Annotated in this window: 19 protein-coding genes and 1 riboswitch; of the genes, 1 reads left to right on the forward strand and 18 read right to left on the reverse strand. The window is 72.5% G+C overall.

What is annotated here, in order from left to right; all coding sequences use genetic code 11:
- Window positions 1–32 precede the first annotated feature (32 nt).
- Both ELR47_RS10820 and ELR47_RS10825 read right to left on the reverse strand, forming a co-directional pair.
- Window positions 33–1184 (reverse strand): M24 family metallopeptidase, encoded by a 1152-nt coding sequence (locus ELR47_RS10820; RefSeq protein ID WP_130649909.1) that lies wholly within the window; start codon window positions 1182–1184, stop codon window positions 33–35.
- On the reverse strand, window positions 1181–1630 hold the full coding sequence (locus ELR47_RS10825; RefSeq protein WP_130649910.1) for a type II 3-dehydroquinate dehydratase: 450 nt from the start codon (window positions 1628–1630) through the stop codon (window positions 1181–1183). Before ELR47_RS10825 ends, ELR47_RS10820 begins: the two co-directional genes overlap by 4 nt.
- A gap of 216 nt (window positions 1631–1846) precedes the next feature.
- Here ELR47_RS10825 and ELR47_RS10830 point away from each other — a divergent pair, with 216 nt between their 5' ends.
- A complete protein-coding gene (locus ELR47_RS10830; protein ID WP_165404003.1) occupies window positions 1847–3046 on the forward strand; it encodes an ATP-binding protein in 1200 nt (399 codons plus the stop codon).
- Window positions 3047–3119: 73 nt separating this feature from the next.
- Here ELR47_RS10830 and aroB read toward each other — a convergent pair whose 3' ends face one another.
- The 16 genes from aroB to ELR47_RS10905 form a co-directional block, all read right to left on the reverse strand.
- Window positions 3120–4253, reverse strand: a complete 1134-nt coding sequence (aroB, locus tag ELR47_RS10835; protein ID WP_165404004.1) for a 3-dehydroquinate synthase — start codon at window positions 4251–4253, stop codon at window positions 3120–3122.
- The gene (locus ELR47_RS10840; RefSeq protein ID WP_130649913.1) at window positions 4250–4837 is read right to left on the reverse strand and encodes a shikimate kinase; all 588 of its coding nucleotides are present in this window, start codon (window positions 4835–4837) and stop codon (window positions 4250–4252) included. The genes aroB and ELR47_RS10840 overlap by 4 nt, the downstream gene beginning before the upstream one ends.
- Window positions 4837–6024 (reverse strand): chorismate synthase, encoded by a 1188-nt coding sequence (gene aroC / locus ELR47_RS10845; RefSeq protein WP_130649914.1) that lies wholly within the window; start codon window positions 6022–6024, stop codon window positions 4837–4839. Before aroC ends, ELR47_RS10840 begins: the two co-directional genes overlap by 1 nt.
- 71 nt (window positions 6025–6095) lie before the next feature.
- On the reverse strand, window positions 6096–7544 hold the full coding sequence (locus ELR47_RS10850; protein ID WP_130649915.1) for a hypothetical protein: 1449 nt from the start codon (window positions 7542–7544) through the stop codon (window positions 6096–6098).
- On the reverse strand, window positions 7544–8977 hold the full coding sequence (locus ELR47_RS10855) for a PKD domain-containing protein (protein ID WP_165404005.1): 1434 nt from the start codon (window positions 8975–8977) through the stop codon (window positions 7544–7546). Before ELR47_RS10855 ends, ELR47_RS10850 begins: the two co-directional genes overlap by 1 nt.
- Window positions 8970–9482, reverse strand: a complete 513-nt coding sequence (locus tag ELR47_RS18360) for a hypothetical protein (RefSeq protein WP_165404006.1) — start codon at window positions 9480–9482, stop codon at window positions 8970–8972. Before ELR47_RS18360 ends, ELR47_RS10855 begins: the two co-directional genes overlap by 8 nt.
- 86 nt (window positions 9483–9568) lie before the next feature.
- A complete protein-coding gene (locus ELR47_RS10860; RefSeq protein ID WP_130649917.1) occupies window positions 9569–10384 on the reverse strand; it encodes a hypothetical protein in 816 nt (271 codons plus the stop codon).
- Window positions 10381–11100 (reverse strand): type IV pilus inner membrane component PilO, encoded by a 720-nt coding sequence (locus tag ELR47_RS10865; RefSeq protein WP_130649918.1) that lies wholly within the window; start codon window positions 11098–11100, stop codon window positions 10381–10383. Before ELR47_RS10865 ends, ELR47_RS10860 begins: the two co-directional genes overlap by 4 nt.
- Entirely contained in the window at window positions 11097–11735 is a 639-nt protein-coding gene (locus tag ELR47_RS10870; RefSeq protein WP_130649919.1) for a hypothetical protein, read from the reverse strand. The genes ELR47_RS10865 and ELR47_RS10870 overlap by 4 nt, the downstream gene beginning before the upstream one ends.
- Complete coding sequence (gene pilM / locus ELR47_RS10875) at window positions 11732–12769, reverse strand: type IV pilus assembly protein PilM (protein WP_130649920.1); 1038 nt, start codon at window positions 12767–12769, stop codon at window positions 11732–11734. Before pilM ends, ELR47_RS10870 begins: the two co-directional genes overlap by 4 nt.
- Before the next feature lie 133 nt (window positions 12770–12902).
- Complete coding sequence (locus tag ELR47_RS10880; protein ID WP_165404007.1) at window positions 12903–13706, reverse strand: prepilin peptidase; 804 nt, start codon at window positions 13704–13706, stop codon at window positions 12903–12905.
- Window positions 13707–13792: 86 nt separating this feature from the next.
- Window positions 13793–14242: a type IV pilin protein gene (locus ELR47_RS19130; RefSeq protein WP_130649922.1), complete on the reverse strand. Its 450-nt coding sequence runs from the start codon at window positions 14240–14242 to the stop codon at window positions 13793–13795.
- A gap of 102 nt (window positions 14243–14344) precedes the next feature.
- A riboswitch (cyclic di-GMP riboswitch) is annotated at window positions 14345–14437 on the reverse strand.
- A gap of 137 nt (window positions 14438–14574) precedes the next feature.
- Window positions 14575–15813 (reverse strand): type II secretion system F family protein, encoded by a 1239-nt coding sequence (locus ELR47_RS10890; RefSeq protein ID WP_205745198.1) that lies wholly within the window; start codon window positions 15811–15813, stop codon window positions 14575–14577.
- A 15-nt stretch (window positions 15814–15828) separates the two neighbouring features.
- Complete coding sequence (locus ELR47_RS19135) at window positions 15829–17451, reverse strand: PilT/PilU family type 4a pilus ATPase (protein ID WP_165404008.1); 1623 nt, start codon at window positions 17449–17451, stop codon at window positions 15829–15831.
- Between the two features lie 18 nt (window positions 17452–17469).
- Complete coding sequence (locus ELR47_RS10900) at window positions 17470–19137, reverse strand: GspE/PulE family protein (RefSeq protein ID WP_130649924.1); 1668 nt, start codon at window positions 19135–19137, stop codon at window positions 17470–17472.
- A gap of 52 nt (window positions 19138–19189) precedes the next feature.
- Window positions 19190–20068: a DUF4388 domain-containing protein gene (locus ELR47_RS10905; protein ID WP_130649925.1), complete on the reverse strand. Its 879-nt coding sequence runs from the start codon at window positions 20066–20068 to the stop codon at window positions 19190–19192.
- Between the last annotated feature and the right edge of the window lie 3 nt (window positions 20069–20071).

Here is a 20071-nt window from a genome sequence, read left to right on the forward strand (position 1 = left end):
GAAAGGGACCTCTCGAGGGGCGGGGCGCACGTCTACAGGACGCGCAGCTCCCGGGGGGCGGTCGTCAGGATCGTCGGCGGTCCGTCCGCGGTGACCACGATCGTGTCCTCGATGCGGACGCCGCCGATGCCGGGCAGGTACACCCCCGGTTCGACGGTCAGCGCCGTTGCGGGCGCGAGCGTAGCAGCCGACCCCCTGGCGACCGCCGGAGCCTCGTGGACGTCCAGACCCACTCCGTGGCCGGTGCCGTGCACGAACCGGTCGCCGAGGCCGGCGGCGGTGAGGTGGTCGCGGCACGCCGCGTCGACCTCGGCGCCGGTGGCGCCGGCGACCGCCGCGGCGCGTCCGAGGGCCTGCGCCTGTTCGACCGCCGCGTACACCTCGACGAGCCGCGCGTCGAGGTGCCCGAGCGCGACCGTGCGGGTGCAGTCGGCGTGGTAGCCGTCGACGGTCGCGCCGGCGTCGACGGTGAGCACGTCGCCGGCCACCAGGGCCCGGTCGGTCGGCGCGTGGTGCGCAACGGCGGCGTTCGGGCCCGATGCCACGATCGAGGGGAACGCGACCCCGTCGGCGCCGAGGTCGACGAAGCGCCGTTCGAGGGCGGTGGCGAGCTCGCGTTCGGTGCGGCCGACGGCGACGACCGCATCGAACAGCCAGCTCAGCGCGTCGACGGTGATCCGGCACGCCTCGGCCAGCCGCGCCAGTTCCGCGTCGTCCTTGACCACCCGCAGCGCTTCGACCATCGCCTCGGTGGGGCACAGCTCTGCGCCGGCCTCCACCAGGCGCCCGTGCCACCGTCGGGCGTCGGCCCAGCTGACCGCACCGGCCTCCACGCCCAACCGCCACGACCCGCCACCGCCCAGCGACTCGACGGCATGACCCACCGGGTCGCGGGTGAGCACCAGCGGGAGCCCTGCGGCCTCCTCGGCTGCCCGCTGCGCGTAGCGGTCGTCGGTGACCAACACGTCACCGGCCGGCTCGGCGGCGAGGAGCAGCTGCCCGTTGCTGCCCGAGAAGCCGGTCAGCCACCGCACGTTGGCGGGTGCCGTGACCAGCAGCGCGTCGACGTCCGCGTCGGCGAGGTAATCCCGGGCGCGGGCTCGGCGGGAGGCGTGGTCGACCCGTGGCAGACCGGGTCGCGGGCCACCCGGTTGCGGACCCGCGGCGGACGGCCGGCTGCTCATGCGACGTGCCGATCGTGCAGGGCGAGAGCGGCGCGCACGGCCAGGGGGTAGCCGGCCGTCCCGAACCCGACGATGCTGCCGTCGCAGACGGCCGCGATGACCGAGTGCTGTCGGAACGGCTCGCGGGCGTGGACGTTGGAGAGATGGACCTCCACGACCGGGACCTCGAGCAGGTCGAGCGCGTCGCGCAGCGCGATGCTGTAGTGGGTCAGCGCGCCGGCGTTGATCAGCACGGCGCCGGTCCCGTCGGTCCGGGCGGCGTGCACCCGCGACACGAGCGCCCCCTCCGCCTCGAACTGCTCCGCCTCCAGGCGCGCCCCGGCGGCCTCCGCCTCCGCGCGGGAGACGGCGACCACGTCCTCGAGCGTGTCGGTCCCGTACTGGGCCGGGTCACGCGCGCCGAGTTGCGAGAGGTTCGGGCCGTGGAGCAACAGGATGCTGGTCATCGGGCGCCTCGGGTGATGGACGTCGGCGGCGGGTGTCGGGCAGTGGCACCGGGGGAGCGCGATCGGCACGCCGCCACGGGTACCGGCACCGCCGGTACGTCGGTACGTCGGTGTCGCACCGGGGTGGTTCGCTCCTCGACGTTCCTGCCGGTGGCCGGCAGGGACGTCGAGCTGCGTACCGGACGTAAGCTTACGTTGCTGACGCGAGGAGTCTGCGTGGGCCGCTCCCCCGCCACCAACCCGTTCACGCCCGGCTTCGGCAACCTGCCGCGCGTCTTCGCCGGGCGCAAGACCGAGTTCGCCGACCTCGAGTTGCTCGTCGACCGGTTGGCGCAGGGCATCTACGAGCAGGTGCGTCTGGTCACCGGTGACCGCGGCGTGGGCAAGACCACGCTGCTGCGCGAGCTCGAGGAGGAACAGCGCGAGGCCGGCCGGTGGGTCGTACGGGCGTCGGCCACCCGCGGCGACGCGGTGATCGGCCGCCTGTGCCGCGGCCTGGCCACCCTGCTCCACGAACGCGACGTCGCGGCCGGCCTGGCCCGCGGTGCCCGCGATGCGCTGCGCCGGCTGGCGGGCATCTCGCTCGGCCCCGGTGGGGTCACCGTGGAGCTGCACGAGGCCGGCACCTCCGACCGCGCCGACGAGCTCGAGGAACTGCTCGCCGCCGTCGGCGGCCTCGCCCGCGAGCGCGGGACGGTGCTCCTGCTGCTGGTCGACGAGGCCCAGAACATCGGTCTCGACGCACTGGGCGACCTCTTCCACGCCCTGCAGGAGGTCCAGGGTCGGGTGGTCGCCACCCGCGACGGGCGCTCCGGGGCGCTGCGCCGTGACGCACTGCCGGTCGGTGCGGTCGTCGCCGGGCTCCCCGGACTGGTCGGGCGGTTGAAGAACGCCGGCTCCACGTTCGGCGAGCGCAGCAAGCCCCTGCCGCTGCGCGGCTTCGGCGAGGGCGACATGCGCGAGGGGTTGCGCGCGCTCGCCCGTGAAGGCGGCGCGACGTTCGACGCCGACGCGCTCGAGCTGCTGATGGCGGCCTGCGGGGGCTATCCGTACTTCCTGCACCTGATCGGCAGCCAGATGTGGAACGCCGGTGACGGTGCGGTGATCACCCGTGCCGACGCCGCCGCCGGCCTGGCCGCGGCCCGGCCACTGGTCACCGACTTCTACGAGCAGCGCCTTCGCGAGCTCGGGCCGCTGCAGCGCCGCTACCTGCACGCTGCGGCGCGCCTCGAGGACCGCGCCCGGACCACCGGGGCCATCGCGGCGGCGCTCGGCCGCCGCAGCGAGCAGCTCGGTTCCACGCAGCAGGCGCTGACCGCCCAGCACGGGCTGCTGCGCCCGACCGGTGACGGTCGCCTCGAGTTCGCCCTGCCGGGGCTCGCCGACCACCTGCGCGCCACCGCCGACGACGCCTGACGGCCGCGCATCTCGTGCCCGGCCTGCCGTGGGGCGGGTGGACCAGCCAGGTCGATCTCCGGGCGCGACCGCCTCAGGCGTCGGCTGGCGCCGCTTCCTCGACCGGTTCGTCGATGACGCCGAGCTCGTCGAGGACCGCGTCCACCTCGGCCCGCTCCGGGGTCACCACGGCGGGCTCGGCGAGGTCGTCGAGGACGACGAAGCGCACGCCGCCGGCGTCGGCCTTCTTGTCGCGGGCGATGGTGGTCCACACCTGCGCGCGGTCGAGCACGGGACCGCGGGTGGGTAGCCCCAGCCGGTCGAGCAGCTGCTCGGCCCGGTCGGCGAGCGCCGCCGGCGTCCGCCCGAGCCGCACGCCCAGCCGCAACGCCACCACGGTGCCGATCGCGACCGCCTCGCCGTGCAGCACCTCGTCGTAGCCGGTGAGCGACTCGACCGCGTGTCCGTAGGTGTGGCCGAGGTTGAGGTGCGCACGCACGCCCCCCTCGCGCTCGTCGGCGGCGACGACGCGGGCCTTGACGGTGGCCGAGCGCAGGACGATGTCCTCCAGCAGCTCCGGGTCGCCGGCGAGCACGTCCTCGGCGCGGTCCTCGAGCAGCGCGAGCAGGTCCGGGTCGGCGATCAACCCGTACTTGACCACCTCGCCGAACCCTTCGACCCGGATGCGTGGAGCGACGGTGGCCAGGGTCGCGACGTCGCAGGCGACCGCGAGCGGCTGGTGGAAGGCGCCGACGAGGTTCTTGCCCTGCGGCAGGTTGATGCCGGTCTTGCCCCCGATGGCCGCGTCGACCTGCGCGAGCAGGGTGGTCGGCACCTGCAGCACACCGATCCCGCGGTTCCAGGTCGCAGCCGCGAAACCGGCGAGGTCGCCCACGACCCCCCCGCCGACGGCGACGACCAGGTCACGGCGGCCGAGCGGCGCCTCGGCACACGCCTCCCACAGCTCGCGGAGCACCCCTGCGCTCTTGGCGGCCTCACCGTCGGGGACGTCGTAGCGGTGGACCTCGACCTCGGCGGCCTCGAAGGCGGCGACGACCGGACCGAGATGGCCGGCCTCCTGGACGGGCTCCTGGCTGACGACGAGGACCCGGCCGACGCCGTCGGGCAACGCGACGTGGTCGAGCAGGTCGTCGAGCCAGCCGGTGCCGACCAGGACGGGGTACGGGGCGCCCTCGATCGGGACGTCCACGCGCTTGGGTGCGGTCAACGCATCACCTGTTCGTGTTCGGAGGGGGTCAGCACGTCCCCCTGGGCCAGCGCCCAGTCCAGGATGTCGTCGACGATCTGGTCCGGGGTGCGGGCGGCATCGACGGTGAGGTCGGCCACCTCGGCGTAGCGTCGCGCACGTTCGGCGTGGGTCCGCTCCACCCGTTGCCGAAGTTCGGCCGGTGTCCCCCTCACCCTCCCGTCCGGGCCGACCGTGCCGAGCAGCGGGCGGTCGGTGCTGCCGGCGAGCCGTTCGACCAGCACCTCCGGGGTGGCGCGCAACTCGACCAGCACGCCGGTCAGCAGCAGCGACGCGACGTTGTCGTCGCGCAGCACGGCGCCACCGCCGAGCGCGACGACCAGGTCGTGGTAGGTCGCCAGTTCCTCGACGACCCGGCGCTCGAGGTCCCGGAAACCGGCCTCGCCGTAGGTGGCGAACAGCTCCGGGATGGACCGGCCGGTCCAGGTCCGCAGTTCCTCGTCGGTGTCGGCGACCCGCCGGCCGAGGCGCTCGCCGAGCAGCACCGCGACGGTCGACTTGCCGGCGCCCATCATCCCGTGGAGCAGCAGGTTGCGGCTCATCATCAGCGCTCGGCCACCTCGTCGAGGTACGCGTCGAGGTTGCGCACCACCTCCGCGACGGTGTCCCCGCCGGTCTTCTCCAGCAGGGCGTCGGCGAGTTCGATGGCGACGACCGACTCGAGCACGACCCCGGCGCGCGGCACGGCGCAGGCGTCGGAGCGCTGGGTGATCGCGACCGCCTCGTCGTGGGTGTCGAGCTCGACGGTGCGCAGGGGCCGCGGCAGCGAGGAGATCGGCTTCATCGCCACCCGCAGACGCAGCGGCTGCCCGGTCGACATGCCGGCCTCGATCCCGCCTGCTCGGTCGGTGGGGCGGGCGTAGCCGTCGGGGCCGTGCAGGATCTCGTCGTGGGCCTGCGAGCCGGGCCGGTCGGCGAGCGCGAAGCCGTCGCCGAACTCGACGCCCTTCATCGCCTGCACCGACAGGCACGCGGCGGCCAGCCGGGTGTCGAGCTTGCGGTCCCAGTGGACGTGGCTGCCCAGGCCGGGCGGCAGACCGTGCGCGAGCACCTCGATCGTCCCGCCGAGCGTGTCGTTGTCGGCGTGGGCCGCGTCGATACGGGCGATCATGGCCGCCTCGGTGTCGGGGTCGAGGCACCGCACCGGCGAGGCGTCGACCCGCGCCAGGTCCTCGGGCCCGGGGCGGGCCGCGTCGTCGGCGGTACGCACGCCGCCGATGTTGACGACGTGGCTGACCACCGTGACGCCGACCTCGGCGAGCAGGCGCTTGGCGAGCGTGCCGACGACGACGCGGGCGGCCGTCTCGCGGGCCGAGGCGCGTTCGAGGGCGTCACGGACGTCGTCGTAGCCGTACTTGAGCGCCGCGGTGAGGTCGGCGTGTCCGGGGCGGGGGCGGGTCAGTCGACGGCCCCGGCCGGTGTCACGGATCGCCTCGAGGTCGTCGCGCGGCTCGGGGTCCATCGCGTCGACCCACTTGGGCCACTCGGTGTTGCGGATGACGACCGCAACGGGCGAGCCCAGCGTGCGACCGTGACGCACCCCGCCGAAAACCTCGACCTCGTCGACCTCGAACGCCATCCGCGGCGAGCGTCCGTGCCCGAGACGACGGCGGGCCAGCTCGTCGGCGAGCACCGCCCGGGACACCGGCAGGCCGGCCGGCAGCCCCTCGAGGGTGGCGACCAACGCCGGGCCATGGGACTCACCGGCGGTCAGGTAGCGCAGACGCGGCACGCGGACACCTCGGTCGCAGGCTCGAGGACGACGGACCTCGCAGCTTATCCGCGCCCGGGTACGCACCCGAGCTACAGCGCCTCCCAGTCGGTGACGCCACTGATCCCGAGGTTCGGGACGATCGCGTTGCCTGACGGCGGCATCAGGTAGTCGGAGTTCTTGGTGATCTGGTTGCGGTGGATGGGGCTGCCCGGCGTGCTCGACGACCGCGACGTCTCGCAGTAGGGCGAGTCGTGGCGGAATTCGGCGTCGAGCGCGGCGTCGCAGGTCATGAAGAACAGCCGGTCGTAGCGGCCGTTGTAGTCGATGCGGAACTGCTCGCGGGCGAACATGAGGGTCATCTGCCCGTCGGCGTGCATGTTCTTGTCGACCAGCAGGTCGACGTCGGCGACCGCTCCCACGCCGGGCCACGAGGTGAAGAACTTCGGGTTCTCGGTGTAGGTGATGTTGCCGGAGTGGCGGCCGTCGCCGGCCAGGATCCGGGCACGGTCGGCCTCGGCGAACAGCGTGATCCGCGTCGAGTTGCCGTTGCCGTTGTTCATGCGATTCACGACGTTGGCCTGGTAGGCGTAGTACTGCCCGTTGGGTGGCCCGGCGTTGCTCGTCCAGGTCCAGGTGTTGCCGTCGGTGGCTGCGGTGAACACCCAGTGCGCGCTCGGGGGGACCACCTCGGTCGAGGTCGCGGGGTTGCAGGGGGCCACGGCCTGCGGGGTGCTCTGACGGACGCTGCCATCGGGGCACAGCTCGTAGAAGGGGTCGGCCTGGGCGCCGGCGACCCCGGGCGCGTTGCGCTGCTGCCAGAACACCCGCGCGTGGTAGTTCGGGATGTTGCGCTTCGGCTGGCCGCCGGCACAGCCCCCGGCCGTGTCGCAGCTGCCGCTGGCGGTGTAGGGCACGCCGGCGGCGACCCGCGGGAAGCCGGTGATGTGGCAGTTCGAGTGGATCCCGCCGGCACCGATCTGGGCGTTGGTGTGGGCGAACTCGACGTCGCACCCGGTCAGGATCGACACGGTCGCGGCGAGCGGGACCACGGGGCGCACGTCGTAGGCCATGCGCACCACACGGCTCGAGCGCCGGTCGCGGCAGTCGGGCAGGAACGCCACGCCGTAGAGGTCGCCGTTGGTCTGGTCGAGGATCGCGATGCCGTCGCCGTTGGCGGTGCGCTCGAAGTTGCGGCAGTCGGGCGTCACGCGTGCGGCGGCCTGCCCGAGCGCCCACTGCCGGGCCCCGGCGGCGGTGGTGGGGACGTTGGCCACCGCCGGCGTGAACGGCTGCGCCGGATGGTTCGGGTCGGCCAGTGCGGCCACGGCCAGCTCGGCGGCGCTCTCGGCCACGTGCAGCCCGGCCTCGAAGGCCTGCGTGTCGGCCGTGGCCGCCTCCTGCGGTGCGGCGTGCGCGACGAACAGGCCGCTGAGCATGAGCAGGACGAGCATCGCCAGCAGGGCGGTCGGCAGGGCGATGCCGTGCTCGTCCGCATGCCGTCGGAGGGAGGTCGTGGTCACCCGGTCGCTGGTGGTCATCACTTCCGGAGCTCGATTCCGCGGGTCCCCACGGGGACGGTGGTGCCGACGCGTTGCACCGTGAACGTGGTCCGGCTGCCCGACGCGATCCCGTTGGCCTGCAGTCGGATGCGGCCCTGGGCGTTGGTGAAGCCGCTGCGCAGCGTGGTGTCGGTGGCGAACTGGCCCTCCACGCGTACCGCGTGGGCCGGGGCGCCGTCGGCGTAGCGGATCTCGATCTCGACGATGGGCAGCCAGCCGGACTTGACGCCGTCGGTGGTGCTGAGGTCGGTCAACCCCGCGACCGCGAACGCGTTGGGGGTGGCCGTCGGGTTGGCGTAGTGGACCTGCGAACCGGAGCGACCACCGGCGTCGGTCACCGTCAACGTGACGGCGTAGACCCCGGAGGCCGCATACTGGTGGTCGAGCTCGTACCCGGAAGCCGTGTGCCCGTCGCCGAGGTCCCAGTCGTAGCGGCTGATGTCGCCGTCGGCGTCGAACGAGCCGCTCGCGTCGAAGCGGCAGCCGCGGTCGCTCGCGCAGACCACCGTGAAGGCGGCGGCCGGGGTCGCCGCGCCCGAGTCGAGCAGCACTGCCTGCGTCAGGCTGTCCACCGCGCCCTTGTCGTCGGTCACCGTCAGCGTCACCAGGTACGGCAGGTCGTTGGGAAACACATGGACGGGCGGGAAGTCACCGGTCGCCGTGGCCGTGCCGTCGCCGAAGTCCCACTCGTGGCGGACCACCTCGCCGTCCTCGTCGAACGAGCCCCGACCGTCGAAGGCACACTGCCGCCCGGTGCAGGTCTGGGTGAACTGGGCCCGCGGCGGCCGGTTCGGGTTGATGACCGCGTCCGCCTGGGCCGCGTTGCGCAGCGTGATCCTCGAGTCGACCACCACGGGTGCCGTGCGACCGTCGGGAGCGCGGTCGCCCGCCAGCGCGAGCCCGACCGAGGCGACGCCGCCGCGGCCCTCGACGACCGCCGTCGAGGCGCAGTCGAGCGCCACGCCGGTCAGCGGCACCGGCAGGGGGTCGCCCTCGCGGTCGAAGTAGCTGAACGGAGACCCGGCGGCGAGCCCGCCGGCGAGCACGATCGGTGTCGCCACCCCCTCCTGGCGCTCGAGCCGCCCGGCGGTGACCCGGTAGGTCCGCAGCTCGTCGGCGTCGATGCGGTCGTCGCCGTCGGTGTCGCCGGTCCACACCACGAGCCGGTCGGCGTCGGAGACGTCGCAGACGCCGTAGGCCTGGCGCACCCCGTCGCGCACGCGCTCGGCCGCGACCCGGGCCGCGTCGGTGTTCCCGCGCAGGTCGAGCGCGCGGGTCTCGGCCCGGGCGGCGGCGCCGACGCTCGAGACCACGGCCGCACCGACGACCAGGGCCAACGCCAGAACGACGAGGAGCTCGACGAGGGTGAAACCACGCTCGCCGGCACCGGTCCGCGGGGGGCGCTCAGCCACGTTCCACCCCCGCGACGACGGAACTGGTACGTACCTCGCGGTGACGGCCACGATCCTCCCAGCGGACCACCGTCGTGACCCGCCGGGCGTTGGTGTAGCTCGGCACGGTCGTGACCACCGTCTCGACCTCGTAGTCGCCGTTGCGGCCCGTGAACGGCAGGGTGTCGGTGACCCCGCCGTCGGCGAGGCACAGGGTGGGTTCGCGCAGCGTCCCGGCGACGTCGACCGGGAAGGACTGCGCACACCGGGCGGCGTGGGTGACCTGGTGCAGGCCGAGGTCGTGCCACGGCAGCTGCCGGCTGGCCTCGACCGCCTCGGTGGCGATGGCGACGGCCGTCGTGCGGTCCGCCGAACCGCGCAGCGACAGCAGGCTCGCCGTCGCCACCTGCGCCAGCGCGAGGAACGCCGTGGCGAGCAGCGCCACGGTCACCAGCACCTCGACGAGCGAGGCGCCCTCCTCCCCGGCGCGGCGCGACGGGAACGCGTGACCACGCGTCTGCCGCACCGCGTCCTCGCTTCGCCGACGTCTCGACCGAGCTGTCGGCACGAGTGCCACGCGGCTTGAGCGACCGGGCGGGCGTGCCACGCCGGTCACCGTGCCGGCGTCGCGGCGAGACACAGACGGAAGGTCTCGGTCAGATAGCCGAACTCGCCACAGCCCTCGTCGAACCGGTCGAAGAAGAACGCGCGCGCGAAGACCTGTCCCGGCGGCACCAGGAACAGTCCGTCGTCGACCTGCACGAGCGCCTGCTGCTGGCCCTGCACGTCGAGGAAGATTCGTGCCAGACGCACGAGCTGGCCGTCACAGACGACGTCGCCGTCGCGCGTCTCGCACGTCGGCGACCTCGGCGACGGGCTCGGCAGGGTGGGCGAGGGATCGAGGACCGGCGGAGTCCCGGGCGTGGGCGCCGGTGACCGCGGGGCCGACGGCGCGGGCGCCGGGGTGACGGGTGCCGGGTCGGCGCCCACGGCGGGGTCCACGGCGGGGCCCACGTCCGTGGTCGGGACCGGGTCACCGCCCGTGGGGAGCGTGCCCGGGGACGGCACGGGCACCCGCTCTCCGGCGTCGGGGAGGGCGTCGAGGTCTTCCACGACCTCGGCGGGCAGGGCGAGGTCCGGGTCGGGATCGACCGTTCCGACGGGAGCGTCGGCCACGCGACGGAAGGGATCCTGGGCCTCCGACAGAGAGAACGGCTGGCCCCGGCCGGGCGCCGCGGGCGCCGGGACGGCCTCGGCCTCGGGGACCTGAGCCGCCGGCAGCGCCGTGACCTGCGCGTCGTCGGGACCGCTCGGCTCGCCGGTCAGGAACCTGACCAGCACGAGGCCGGCGATGGCCGCCACGAGCAGCGCCAGCAGTAGGGGCAGACGCGTGCTCCGCACCGGCAGGTCGGTGGTGTCCGTAGTCATGACGCGGCCTCCACGGAAACGCCGGCGCCCGTCTCGCCGGGCACGGGAACCTCCGTCCCGCCGCCGTCTGGCACGGGGGCCGATCCGGGGTCGCCGTCCGGCTGGCTCGCCCCGGCGGTGGACTCGGGCGAGGCCGGTGCCGTGGCGCCGGCGGCTGCCGCGTCCAGCGGGGTGACCGCGGCCGCGTCGACGAAGGCACGGCCCGTCAGCGTCGCGGTCAGCTCGGGGTATTCGGCAGTCGTGACGCTCACCGCGTCCCAGCGCAGCCCGCGGGGCGTGAGGGTCGGGTCCTCGAGACGGCGCAGGTAGTCGACGAGCTGGAAGAACGACCCGGACACACTCAGGCTGACCGGGAGCCGCGCCACCATGGCCGCCGGGGCCTCGGTGGCCGGCTTGCCGAGGGTCATCGTGCCGACCGCGACCCCGGCGTCGTCCGCGGCGGTCTCGAGCTGACGGACGAGCGCGGGCAGCGCCGCGGCGTCGGGCACGACCGCGCGGGCGGCGGTGAGCTCCCCCTCGAGCTCGGGGGCGCGCGAGCGGACCTGCTGCAGCCGGGCGATCTCGGCCTGCAGCCGTGCCTGGTCGTCCTGTGCGGTCACGGTGTCGGACCGGATCTGGGCGATCTCGGCGGCGCGTGGCTGGTGCAGCAGCACGACATACAGGGCGATCATCAGGACCCCGACGAGCCCCATCAACACCATCTGGGTGCGGGTCATCGCAACACCTCCGGCAACCCGTCGGCGTAGCGCTCCGTGCGACTGGAGGGCCGGACGTCGACGTCGACGACGAAGCTCGCGTTGCCGTGCTCGTCCAGCGTCGAGGAGGACACGTAGGGGTCGGCCAGCGTGACCAGGCTGGCGTAGTCCAGCAGCAGGCGTTCGACGCCCGGCGCGTGTCCGGCGGTGTTGGCCCCGGTGAGGGTGACCGTGCCAACGACATCCGGCGGCACACCGTCGACGGCCGGCGCCGCCCCGAGCGGCGGTTGCAGCCGGATGTCGATCGTCTCGAGTCCGGTCTCGGTGGCGGTGACCAGCGCGAGGTCCTGCAACAACCCGGCGACCGAGACCTCGTCGGCCAGCGCCGCGCGGACCTGCTCCTCGGCCGCCATCGCCTGCGCCGCGAGCTCGGCGTACGGGGTGAGCTCGGCCCGTGCCCCCTCGAGCGCGAGCACCTCGTGCTGCGCCGCGGCGAGCTCGGCCTCGGCCCCTCGCAGGGTCGCGTGCTGCACGGCGTGGACGATGCCGAGTGCCGCGACGACCGCCCCCAGCGCGACGACGACCACGGCGCGCTGCCGGCTGGCACGACGATGTGCGACGTTCGCCACCGGCAGCAGGTTGACCCGCACGCTCATTCGCGTCCCGCTAGGGCGAGGCCGACGGCCGTGGTCAGGGTCGGGCCGACGGTGCGCAGCGCCGGCGCGTCGTAAGCGGCCACCTTGGCACCCCAGTGGTCGAACACGCTGCCGAGCTCCACCGGAAGGCGCAGCGACTCCGCCAGCTGGTCCGACAGCCCGGGGAGGTTGGCGCCGCCGCCGGTGAGCGCGACACCGGCGAGGGGCGCGGCACCCGGCTGGGCGAGGTAGTAGTCGATCGAGCTGCGGATCTCCTCCGAGAGCCGCTCCACGTGACGCGCGACCAACGCCGCGAGACGCCCGTCGGCCGTCGGGTCCGACGTGCGCTTGAGGCGTTCGGCCTCCGTGTGGTCGATGCCGAGCTCCATGGCGATCGCGTCGGTCACCTCGTCGCCGCCCGACGTCAGGATGCGAACGAACAACGGGGTGCCGCCGTGTTGCACCACGACGTCGGTGACGCCGCCGCCGACGTCGACGAGCACCTCGCCGGCCTGTTGGTACGGCGAGTGGTTCCCGATGGCGCGCAGCATCGCGAACGGGTTGAGGTCGACGCCGACGGCGCGCAGACCGGCGCGCTGGACGGCCTCGACGTGACGGTTCACCATGTCCCGGTGCGCGGCGGCGATGAGGACCCGCTGGCGTCGTTCGCCGTCTTCGGTGACCTCCTCGGCCAGCACGTGCACGTCGAGTTCGGCGTGTTCGACCGGGATGGGAATGTGTTCCTGCACCTGGTAGCGGATCGAGGCGCGCAGGTCCTCGAGCGGCATGGCCGGCAGGTCGAGCTGGCGGACGACGACACGGGAGTTCGCCACGCCGAGCCACACCTTCCTGGTGCGGACCTTCGTGGCGGCGACGAGGTCGCGCAGGGCGTTGGCCACCGCATCGGGTTCGTGGACCTCACCGTCGACGACCCAACCCGGCGACAGCTCGATGCCGCCGAAGTTCGTGATGCGGGGGCCCGACCGGGAGGACGCGACCTCCGCGACCGTGACGGTGCGGGTGCCGATGTCCACCCCCACAGCGGTGGTTGCCACGTCTCAGTCCGTCCGACGGCGGCCCCTCGAGGGGCCGGACCACCTCCTCGTCGGCGGCGGTACGCGGGTCTTGAGCAGTCGGCGTTCAGTGACGGCGCCCGGCGAGCCCGACGGAACCCGGACCATCATCGCCTCACACGCCGAGCACGGTACGGACCGCGGTCGCGCTCGCGTCGGGGGCCAGCACCACCACCAGCGACCCGGCGGCGAGGTAGGGCCCGAAGGGCACCCGGCTGGCCAGGCGTGCCCGCCCCGACACCAGCAGGCCGACGACCACCACGACGGCGGCGCCGATCGTGGCGTAGGCGAAGGCCACCAGGTGGACGCCTCCGAGGTTGCCGACGACCAGGCCGATGGAGACGGCGAGCTTCACGTCCCCCATGCCCATGCCGGCCTGGCCACGGACCAGTCGGAACAGCTCCGCGAAGGTGAACATCACCGCCGGGACCACGAGCGCCCAGATCACGCCCCCGCGCAAGGCGGCCCAGTCACCGTCGAGCGCCGCGGCGAGCACCACCAACGGGAGCAGCACGAACGGCAGACGGTAGGTGAGACGGTTGGGGATGATGCGGTGCTCGAGGTCGATCGCGGTCGCCACCACGAGCGCCCAGACGAACACCAGCAGCGCGGGCAGCAAAGGGTGCCAGCCCCAGACCCACGTGACGGCGGCGAACAGCAGCGCGGTGGTGAGCTCCACCACGGCGTAGCGCGGCGAGATCCCCGCGCCGCAGGCGCGGCAGCGTCCGCGCAGCAGCAGGAAGGACAGCACCGGGACGTTGTCCCGCGGCGCGACCATCGCCCCGCAGGTTGGACACGCCGAGCGCTTCGGCTCGGTCACCGCCGCACCGCGCGGCCACCGGTGGATCGCGACGGTCGCGAACGACCCGAGGGCCAGCCCGAGCAGGCCGGCCAGCCCCACCACCACGACGGCTTCCACGGCGTCTCCTGCACGTCGGACGTGGACCCTACTTCGTACGACGTGGGGCGGCCCGAGGCCGCCCCACGTCGTGTCGAGAGAGCCGGCTACGGCGTGGCTGTGGTACATGCCTCATTGCCGAAGTCGCCGAGACGGCCCTGGTTCTCACCGTCGTAGACGTAGCTCAGGCAGTTGGTGCCGCCGTTGATGCGGGTGTGGGTGCCGTTGAGCCGGAACCCGATGGCCGCACCGGCGGTGTTGGGGACCGGGGCGTAGTCGAGGGTCATCAGCACGCCGTTCTCGAACGGCGTGACGAGCGCGTTGCCGTCGGTGGTGGTCGGGTAGTTGCCGTTCTGGGCGGTCGCGGCGGCGTCGACCTCGAGGGCGGCGTTGCGGACCGCGGAGGTCAGCTCGGCCTGCCAGCCGCGCTCGCGCTGTGACAGGAAGCTCGGGATGGCGATGGCGGCGAGGATGCCGATGATGATGACGACGACGAGGAGCTCGATGAGGGTGAAGCCCTCCTCCTCACGTGCGGTGTGCAGCTTCAGCGGGGACATGGGAACCCTGTTCTCCGGAGATGTCGGACGTGGACCTGTGCGACGCGCCGTGCGTGGTGTCACCTGCACAGGTCCCCATCGAGGGATGGAGAGTCCCCTGCGCGAGGTAGTCCGGCTGACCGTCCCGGCACGCGGCCGGGGTGAGGTCCCGTGACGTTGCTTGCCCGCCTTACGACGGGGTCGCCCTTCTCACGCGCTCACGGTTCGTCAACCGTTTCCGTCGGCGCGTGGGTCGCGAACTTGAGGGGCGGGATCCGCGACGTCGCAACAACGCACGAAGGTGGCGGCGCGGACCGCGCCGCCACCTCCGGACCACCGGACGTCGTCCCGCTTCAGTGGATCGCGTCGAAGATGCTGAACATCGGCATGTACAGCGCGATGACCATGCCGCCCACGATGGCCCCGATCACGCCGATCATGAGCGGCTCCATCATCGCCGTCAGCGACTGCGTGGTCGACTCGACCTCGGTGTCGTAGAAGTCGGCGATCTTGCCGAGCATGCCGTCGATGTTGCCGGTCTCCTCCCCCACCGCGATCATCTGCACCACCATCGCCGGGAAGACGGCGTGCTGCGCCAGTGGCCGGTTCATCGACTCGCCCTGGCGCACGGAGTCGCGCACGTCCCCCAGCGCCTGCGCGATCGGGCCGCTGTTGACGGTCTCGGCGGTGATCTCGAGCGCCTGAAGGATCGGGACACCCGCCGCGAGCAGCGTCGACAGGTTGCGGGCCAACCGGGTCAGGGCGATCTTGTGGAACAGCGGTCCGAAGACCGGCAGCCGGAGCTTGAGCCGGTCCAGCGCGAAGCGTCCCTTCGGCTTGGCCGCGATCGACCGGTAGGCGAACCACAGCCCGACCGGCGTGCCGAGCCACACGAGCAGCCCGAGCGGTGAGGTGACGAACTGCGACAGCGACTGCAGCATCCGCGTCGGGGTGGGTAGTTGCGAACCGAGCGTGTCGAACATGCCCGCGAAGGTCGGCACGATGAAGATCAGCATCGCGCTCGAGAGCACGATGGCCATGACCAGCACGATCACCGGATAGGTCATCGCCGACTTGATCTTCGCGCGCAGCGTCACGTCGGCCTCGAGCATGGCCGCGACCCGCAGCAGCACCTCGTCGAGCATGCCGGCGGCCTCGCCCGCCCGGACCATGGCGACGTAGAGCGCGGGGAAGACCTTCGGGTACTCCGCCAGGGCCGCGGACAGCGACGTGCCGGTCTCGACCGACTGACGGATGCCGTCGATCGTCGTCGCGAGCGTGCGGTTCTCGGTCTGCTCGTGCAGGATCGACAGGGCACGGATCAGGCTCAAGCCCGAGTTGATCATCGTGGCGAACTGCCGCGAGAAGACCGCCAGGTCCTTCAGCTTGACCCGGTCCGACAGACCGGGGATCCGGAGCTCCTGTTGCAGGCCACGCTCGTTGACCTGGGCGATGGAGACCGGTGCGTAGCCCATGGAGGTGAGCTTCGTGGCGACCGCGGCCTGCGAGTCACCCTCCAGCTGACCCGTGATGAGCCTGCCGGCCCGATCGCGGACCTTGTAGTCGAAGCGGTGCAGCACGGAGCTGGCCATCGTCATCCTCCCCTCTCAGGCCCGGCCGGCCAGGCGTTGGAACTCGGCCACGTTGTTCGCCTTCTCCAGCGCCGTGTCGTAGGTCACCAGCCCCCGCTTCACCAGGGAGGCGAGTGACTGGTCCATGGCGACCATGCCGTGCTGCGCGCCGGCCTGGATGGCGCTGTAGAGCTGGTGGGTCTTGCCCTCGCGGATGAGGTTCTTGACCGCGGACGTGGCGGTCATGATCTCGACCGCGACCGCCCGTCCCTCCCCGTCGGCCGTCTTGAGCAGCGTCTGACAGACCACGCCCTGCAGGGCCCCCGCGAGCATCACCCGGATCTGTTCCTGCTGGTGGGGAGGGAAGACGTCGATGATGCGGTCGACGGACTGCGGCGCGTCCTGCGTGTGGAGAGTGCCGAACACCAGGTGGCCGGTCTCCGCTGCGGTGAGGGCGACTTGGATCGTGTCGAGGTCACGCATCTCCCCCACGAGGATGACGTCGGGATCCTGGCGCAGCACGTGCTTGAGCGCCTGCTGGAAGCCGTGGGTGTCGCTGCCCACCTCGCGCTGGTTGACCACCGAACGCTTGTGGCTGTGAAGGAACTCGATCGGGTCCTCGACGGTCATGATGTGGGCCGGCCGGTTGCGGTTGATCAGGTCGATGACGGCGGCCAGCGTCGTCGATTTCCCCGAGCCCGTCGGCCCGGTGACCAGCACGAACCCGCGCGGCAGGTACGCGAAGTTGGCCACCTGCTCGGGGACACCGAGGTCCTCGAGCACCTTGATCTCGAAGGGGATGACCCTCATGACCGAGCCCAGCGCGTTTCGCTGCTGGAAGACGTTGACGCGGAAGCGGGCCCGTCCGGAAATCGCGTACGACAGATCCAGCTCGAGTTCGTTCTCGAACTGCTCACGTTGCTTCTGCGTCATGATTCCGTAGAGCAGGTTCTGCAGGTCGTCCGGGTCGCAGGGGGCGAACTCGTCGAGCGACACCAGGTCGCCGTGGACGCGGATCGTCGGGGGGATGCCGGCGGTGAGATGCAGGTCGGAGCCACCCCGCTCGACCAGCGCGACGAGCAGGTCGTCGAGTTCGAACGCGGCGCGCTGCTCGAAGGGCAGCAGGGTGTCGCGCCCGTCCGGGACGGCCGCCGGCGGGGGCGTCGCCGGTGTCGGCAGAACGGCCGCGGGGCTCGCCTCCGACGACGGTCGGTGTTCGTCGTGTCGGGCCGGGGACGACCCGGTGTACGCGGCGATCGCGACCTGCAGCTCGCGGCGTGACGCGAGCGCGAACGTGACCGGGACCGCGAGGGCGTCCTGCACCCGTGCGCGCAGCGTCACGTCCTTCGGGTCGGCGACCGCGACCACCACCCGGTCGTCCGGGCCGATGCCGATGGGGAGCGCGCCGAGTTCGGCGGCCAGCGGACCCGGCAGCAGGGCTGCCACCTCTACGTCGACGCTGCTGCTGTCGACGTCGACGTAGGACATCCCGAGCGTCAGGGCCAAGGCGCGCACCAGCGTGCGTTCGTCGGCCAGACGGTGCTCCATCAGCACCTTGGGCAAGCTGCCGCCGCCAGTTGCGGCCAGCTGCTCGGCCCACCGGACCTGTTCCGGGCGCAGCGTCCCCTGCTGCACCAGTGCGTCGCCCAGTGCGCTCACCAACGTCCTCCTCGGTCGTCAAGCGACGACCCGTCCGATCTCCTCGAGGGTGGTCTGCCCGAGCAGCACCTTCGCCAGGCCGTCCTGCCGCAGTGTCTGCATGCCCTGGGCCACGGCGACACGCGAGATCTCCTCCGACGATGCCCGCGCCACCGCCAGCCGCTCGATGTCCTCGGTGACGGTCAGCACCTCGTGCAGCGCCAGGCGGCCGCGGTAACCGGTGCCGCTGCACGCCACGCAGCCCACCGCCCGGAGGAGTTCGGGGCGCGCGGCGACCACGTCGTCGTCGTAGCCGGCGGCGCGCAGCAGTTCGTCGGACGGGCGGAGGCGCTCGGCGCAGCGCGGGCAGACCCGGCGCGCCAGACGCTGCGCCAGCACGCAGTCCACGGCCGAGCCGACGAGAAACGGCTCGATGCCCATCTCGGTGAGACGGGTGATGGCCGACGGCGCGTCGTTGGTGTGCAGGGTCGACAGCACCAGGTGCCCGGTGAGGGCGGCCTCGATCCCGATCTGGGCGGTCTCACGGTCCCGCATCTCCCCGACGAGCACGATGTCGGGGTCCTGGCGCAGGATCGAGCGCAGCGCGGCGGCGAAGGTCAGACCGACCTTCGGGTTCACCTGCACCTGCGAGATTCCCGGCAGCCGGTACTCCACCGGGTCCTCGGTCGTGATGATGTTCACACCAGGCTCGTTGAGGACGTTGAGGGCGGCATAGAGCGTGGTCGACTTGCCCGACCCGGTCGGTCCGGTGACCAACAGCGTCCCGTACGGCTTGCGGTAGGCCTCCTCGAAGCGAGCGAGGTTGTGGTCGAGGAAGCCGAGGTCGCCGAGCTCGAGCAGCACGGAGGTCTTGTCGAGCACGCGCATGACCACCTTCTCCCCGTAGACGGTCGGCAGCGTCGAGAAGCGCAGGTCGATGGCGCGGTTGTTGGTGGTGACACCGATGCGGCCGTCCTGTGGGAGACGCCGCTCGGCGATGTCGACGTCGGCCATGATCTTGAGTCGGCTGACCAGCCCGGAGTGGATCGTCTTGGGCGAGCGGACCACCTCGTGCAGCACCCCGTCGATGCGATAGCGGACCCGCAGGTCGCGTTCTCCCGGCTCGATGTGGATGTCCGACGCCCCGTCGGCCACCGCCTGTGAGATGAGCAGGTTGACGAACTTGACGACCGGCGCCTCCTCGGTGACCGCTTGGATCGAGGCGAGGTCGTCGCCGGCGTCCTGGACGTCGGCGAGGTCGTCGGCCATCGCCTCGATGTCGTCGGTCAGGTGGGCGTGACGTTCGATCGCGGCGAGGATGTCCTCCCGTCGGGCGACCACGGGCTGCACGTCGTGCGCCGTGATGGTGTGCACGTCGTCGATCGCGACCACGTCGGAGGGGTCGCTCATCGCGACGAGCAGCTTGCCCTCGCGCAAGGCGAAGGGCAGCACGCAGTGCTTGCGCAGCGTGTTCATCGGAACCAGCAGCGCCAGCCGGGCGTCGATCTCGGCCTCGCCGAGGTCGACGACGTCGAGTCCGACCTGCACCGCGAGGGCCTCGAGCAGCTGCTGCTCGGTCAGCGACCCCCGCGCGACCAGTATCCGACCGAGCGAATGGCCGGTGTGCTGCTGTTCCGCCACCGCCGCACGCAGCTGTGACTCGTCGAGCAGTCCGCGGCCGAGCAGGACCTGTGCCAGTGCCCTCATCGCCCGACCGCCGCCGTGGGGCACCACGTCGGTCCTGCGGGGCGCCGCGGGGTCAAGACCCGCTCACCCCCAGCCGCGGGTCCGGCCCCGTTACCGGACACGGACCGATCCGGTACTGGTGGACGCGCGTGGGCAGCCGCCGGGGACCGGACGGCGGGAAGTGGAGCACCCCGACCCCGGCGATCTGCAAGACGTCGGACCCGTCCGGGTCGAACGGGTCGGCCTCGTGCGGTTCGGGGTCGAGCAGGACGGGGTCGAGCAGGTCGGCGTCGAGCAGGTCGGCGTCGAGCAGGTCGGCGTCGAGCAGGTCGGCGTCGAGCAGGTCGGCGACGAGCAGGTCGGCGACGACGGAGGTCGTTGGGACGTCGTACGCGACGTCCTCGGTGCTCGATGCGGTCGCCGCGGCCACACGGAGCAGACCCCGGTCGAGCAGGTCGGCCACGGCCTCGTGCGCTCGAAGCTGCCCACGTCCCCAGCGGTCGGCGAGTTGCGCGATCGTCCGGGACCCGTCCACCTGGGCGAGCAGCCGCCACCGGTCGACGTCGACGACCACGTCGTCCTCACCGGTCGGGACCGCCAACGACAGCACGACGTCCGGTCCGCCGGTGCGAGTGATCAGCCCGGGCCACGTCGCCGCCCGTCGGCGAGCCGTGGGCCACAGATCCCCGTCGGACACGGCCGGGGTCGCGCAGGCGTCGGCCAAGAAACGGAACGCCCCGGCGGGACGGGTACAGAGCACGTCCAGCAGCACGTCGAGGGCGTCGCACGGTGCCGACCCACCGGCCCGCACGTGCGAGATCCGGCCGTCGAACAGGTCCACCTCGACGACCCAGTCGCTCAGTTCCAGGCACAGCAGGCCCGTCTTGCGGGAGCTGGTCAACAGCACCAGAATGTCCTCGAGTGCGAACTCGTCGAGTCGTCCTTCGAGCACGCC

Source organism: Egicoccus halophilus, from assembly GCF_004300825.1.
Classification (GTDB): Bacteria; Actinomycetota; Nitriliruptoria; order Nitriliruptorales; family Nitriliruptoraceae; genus Egicoccus; species Egicoccus halophilus.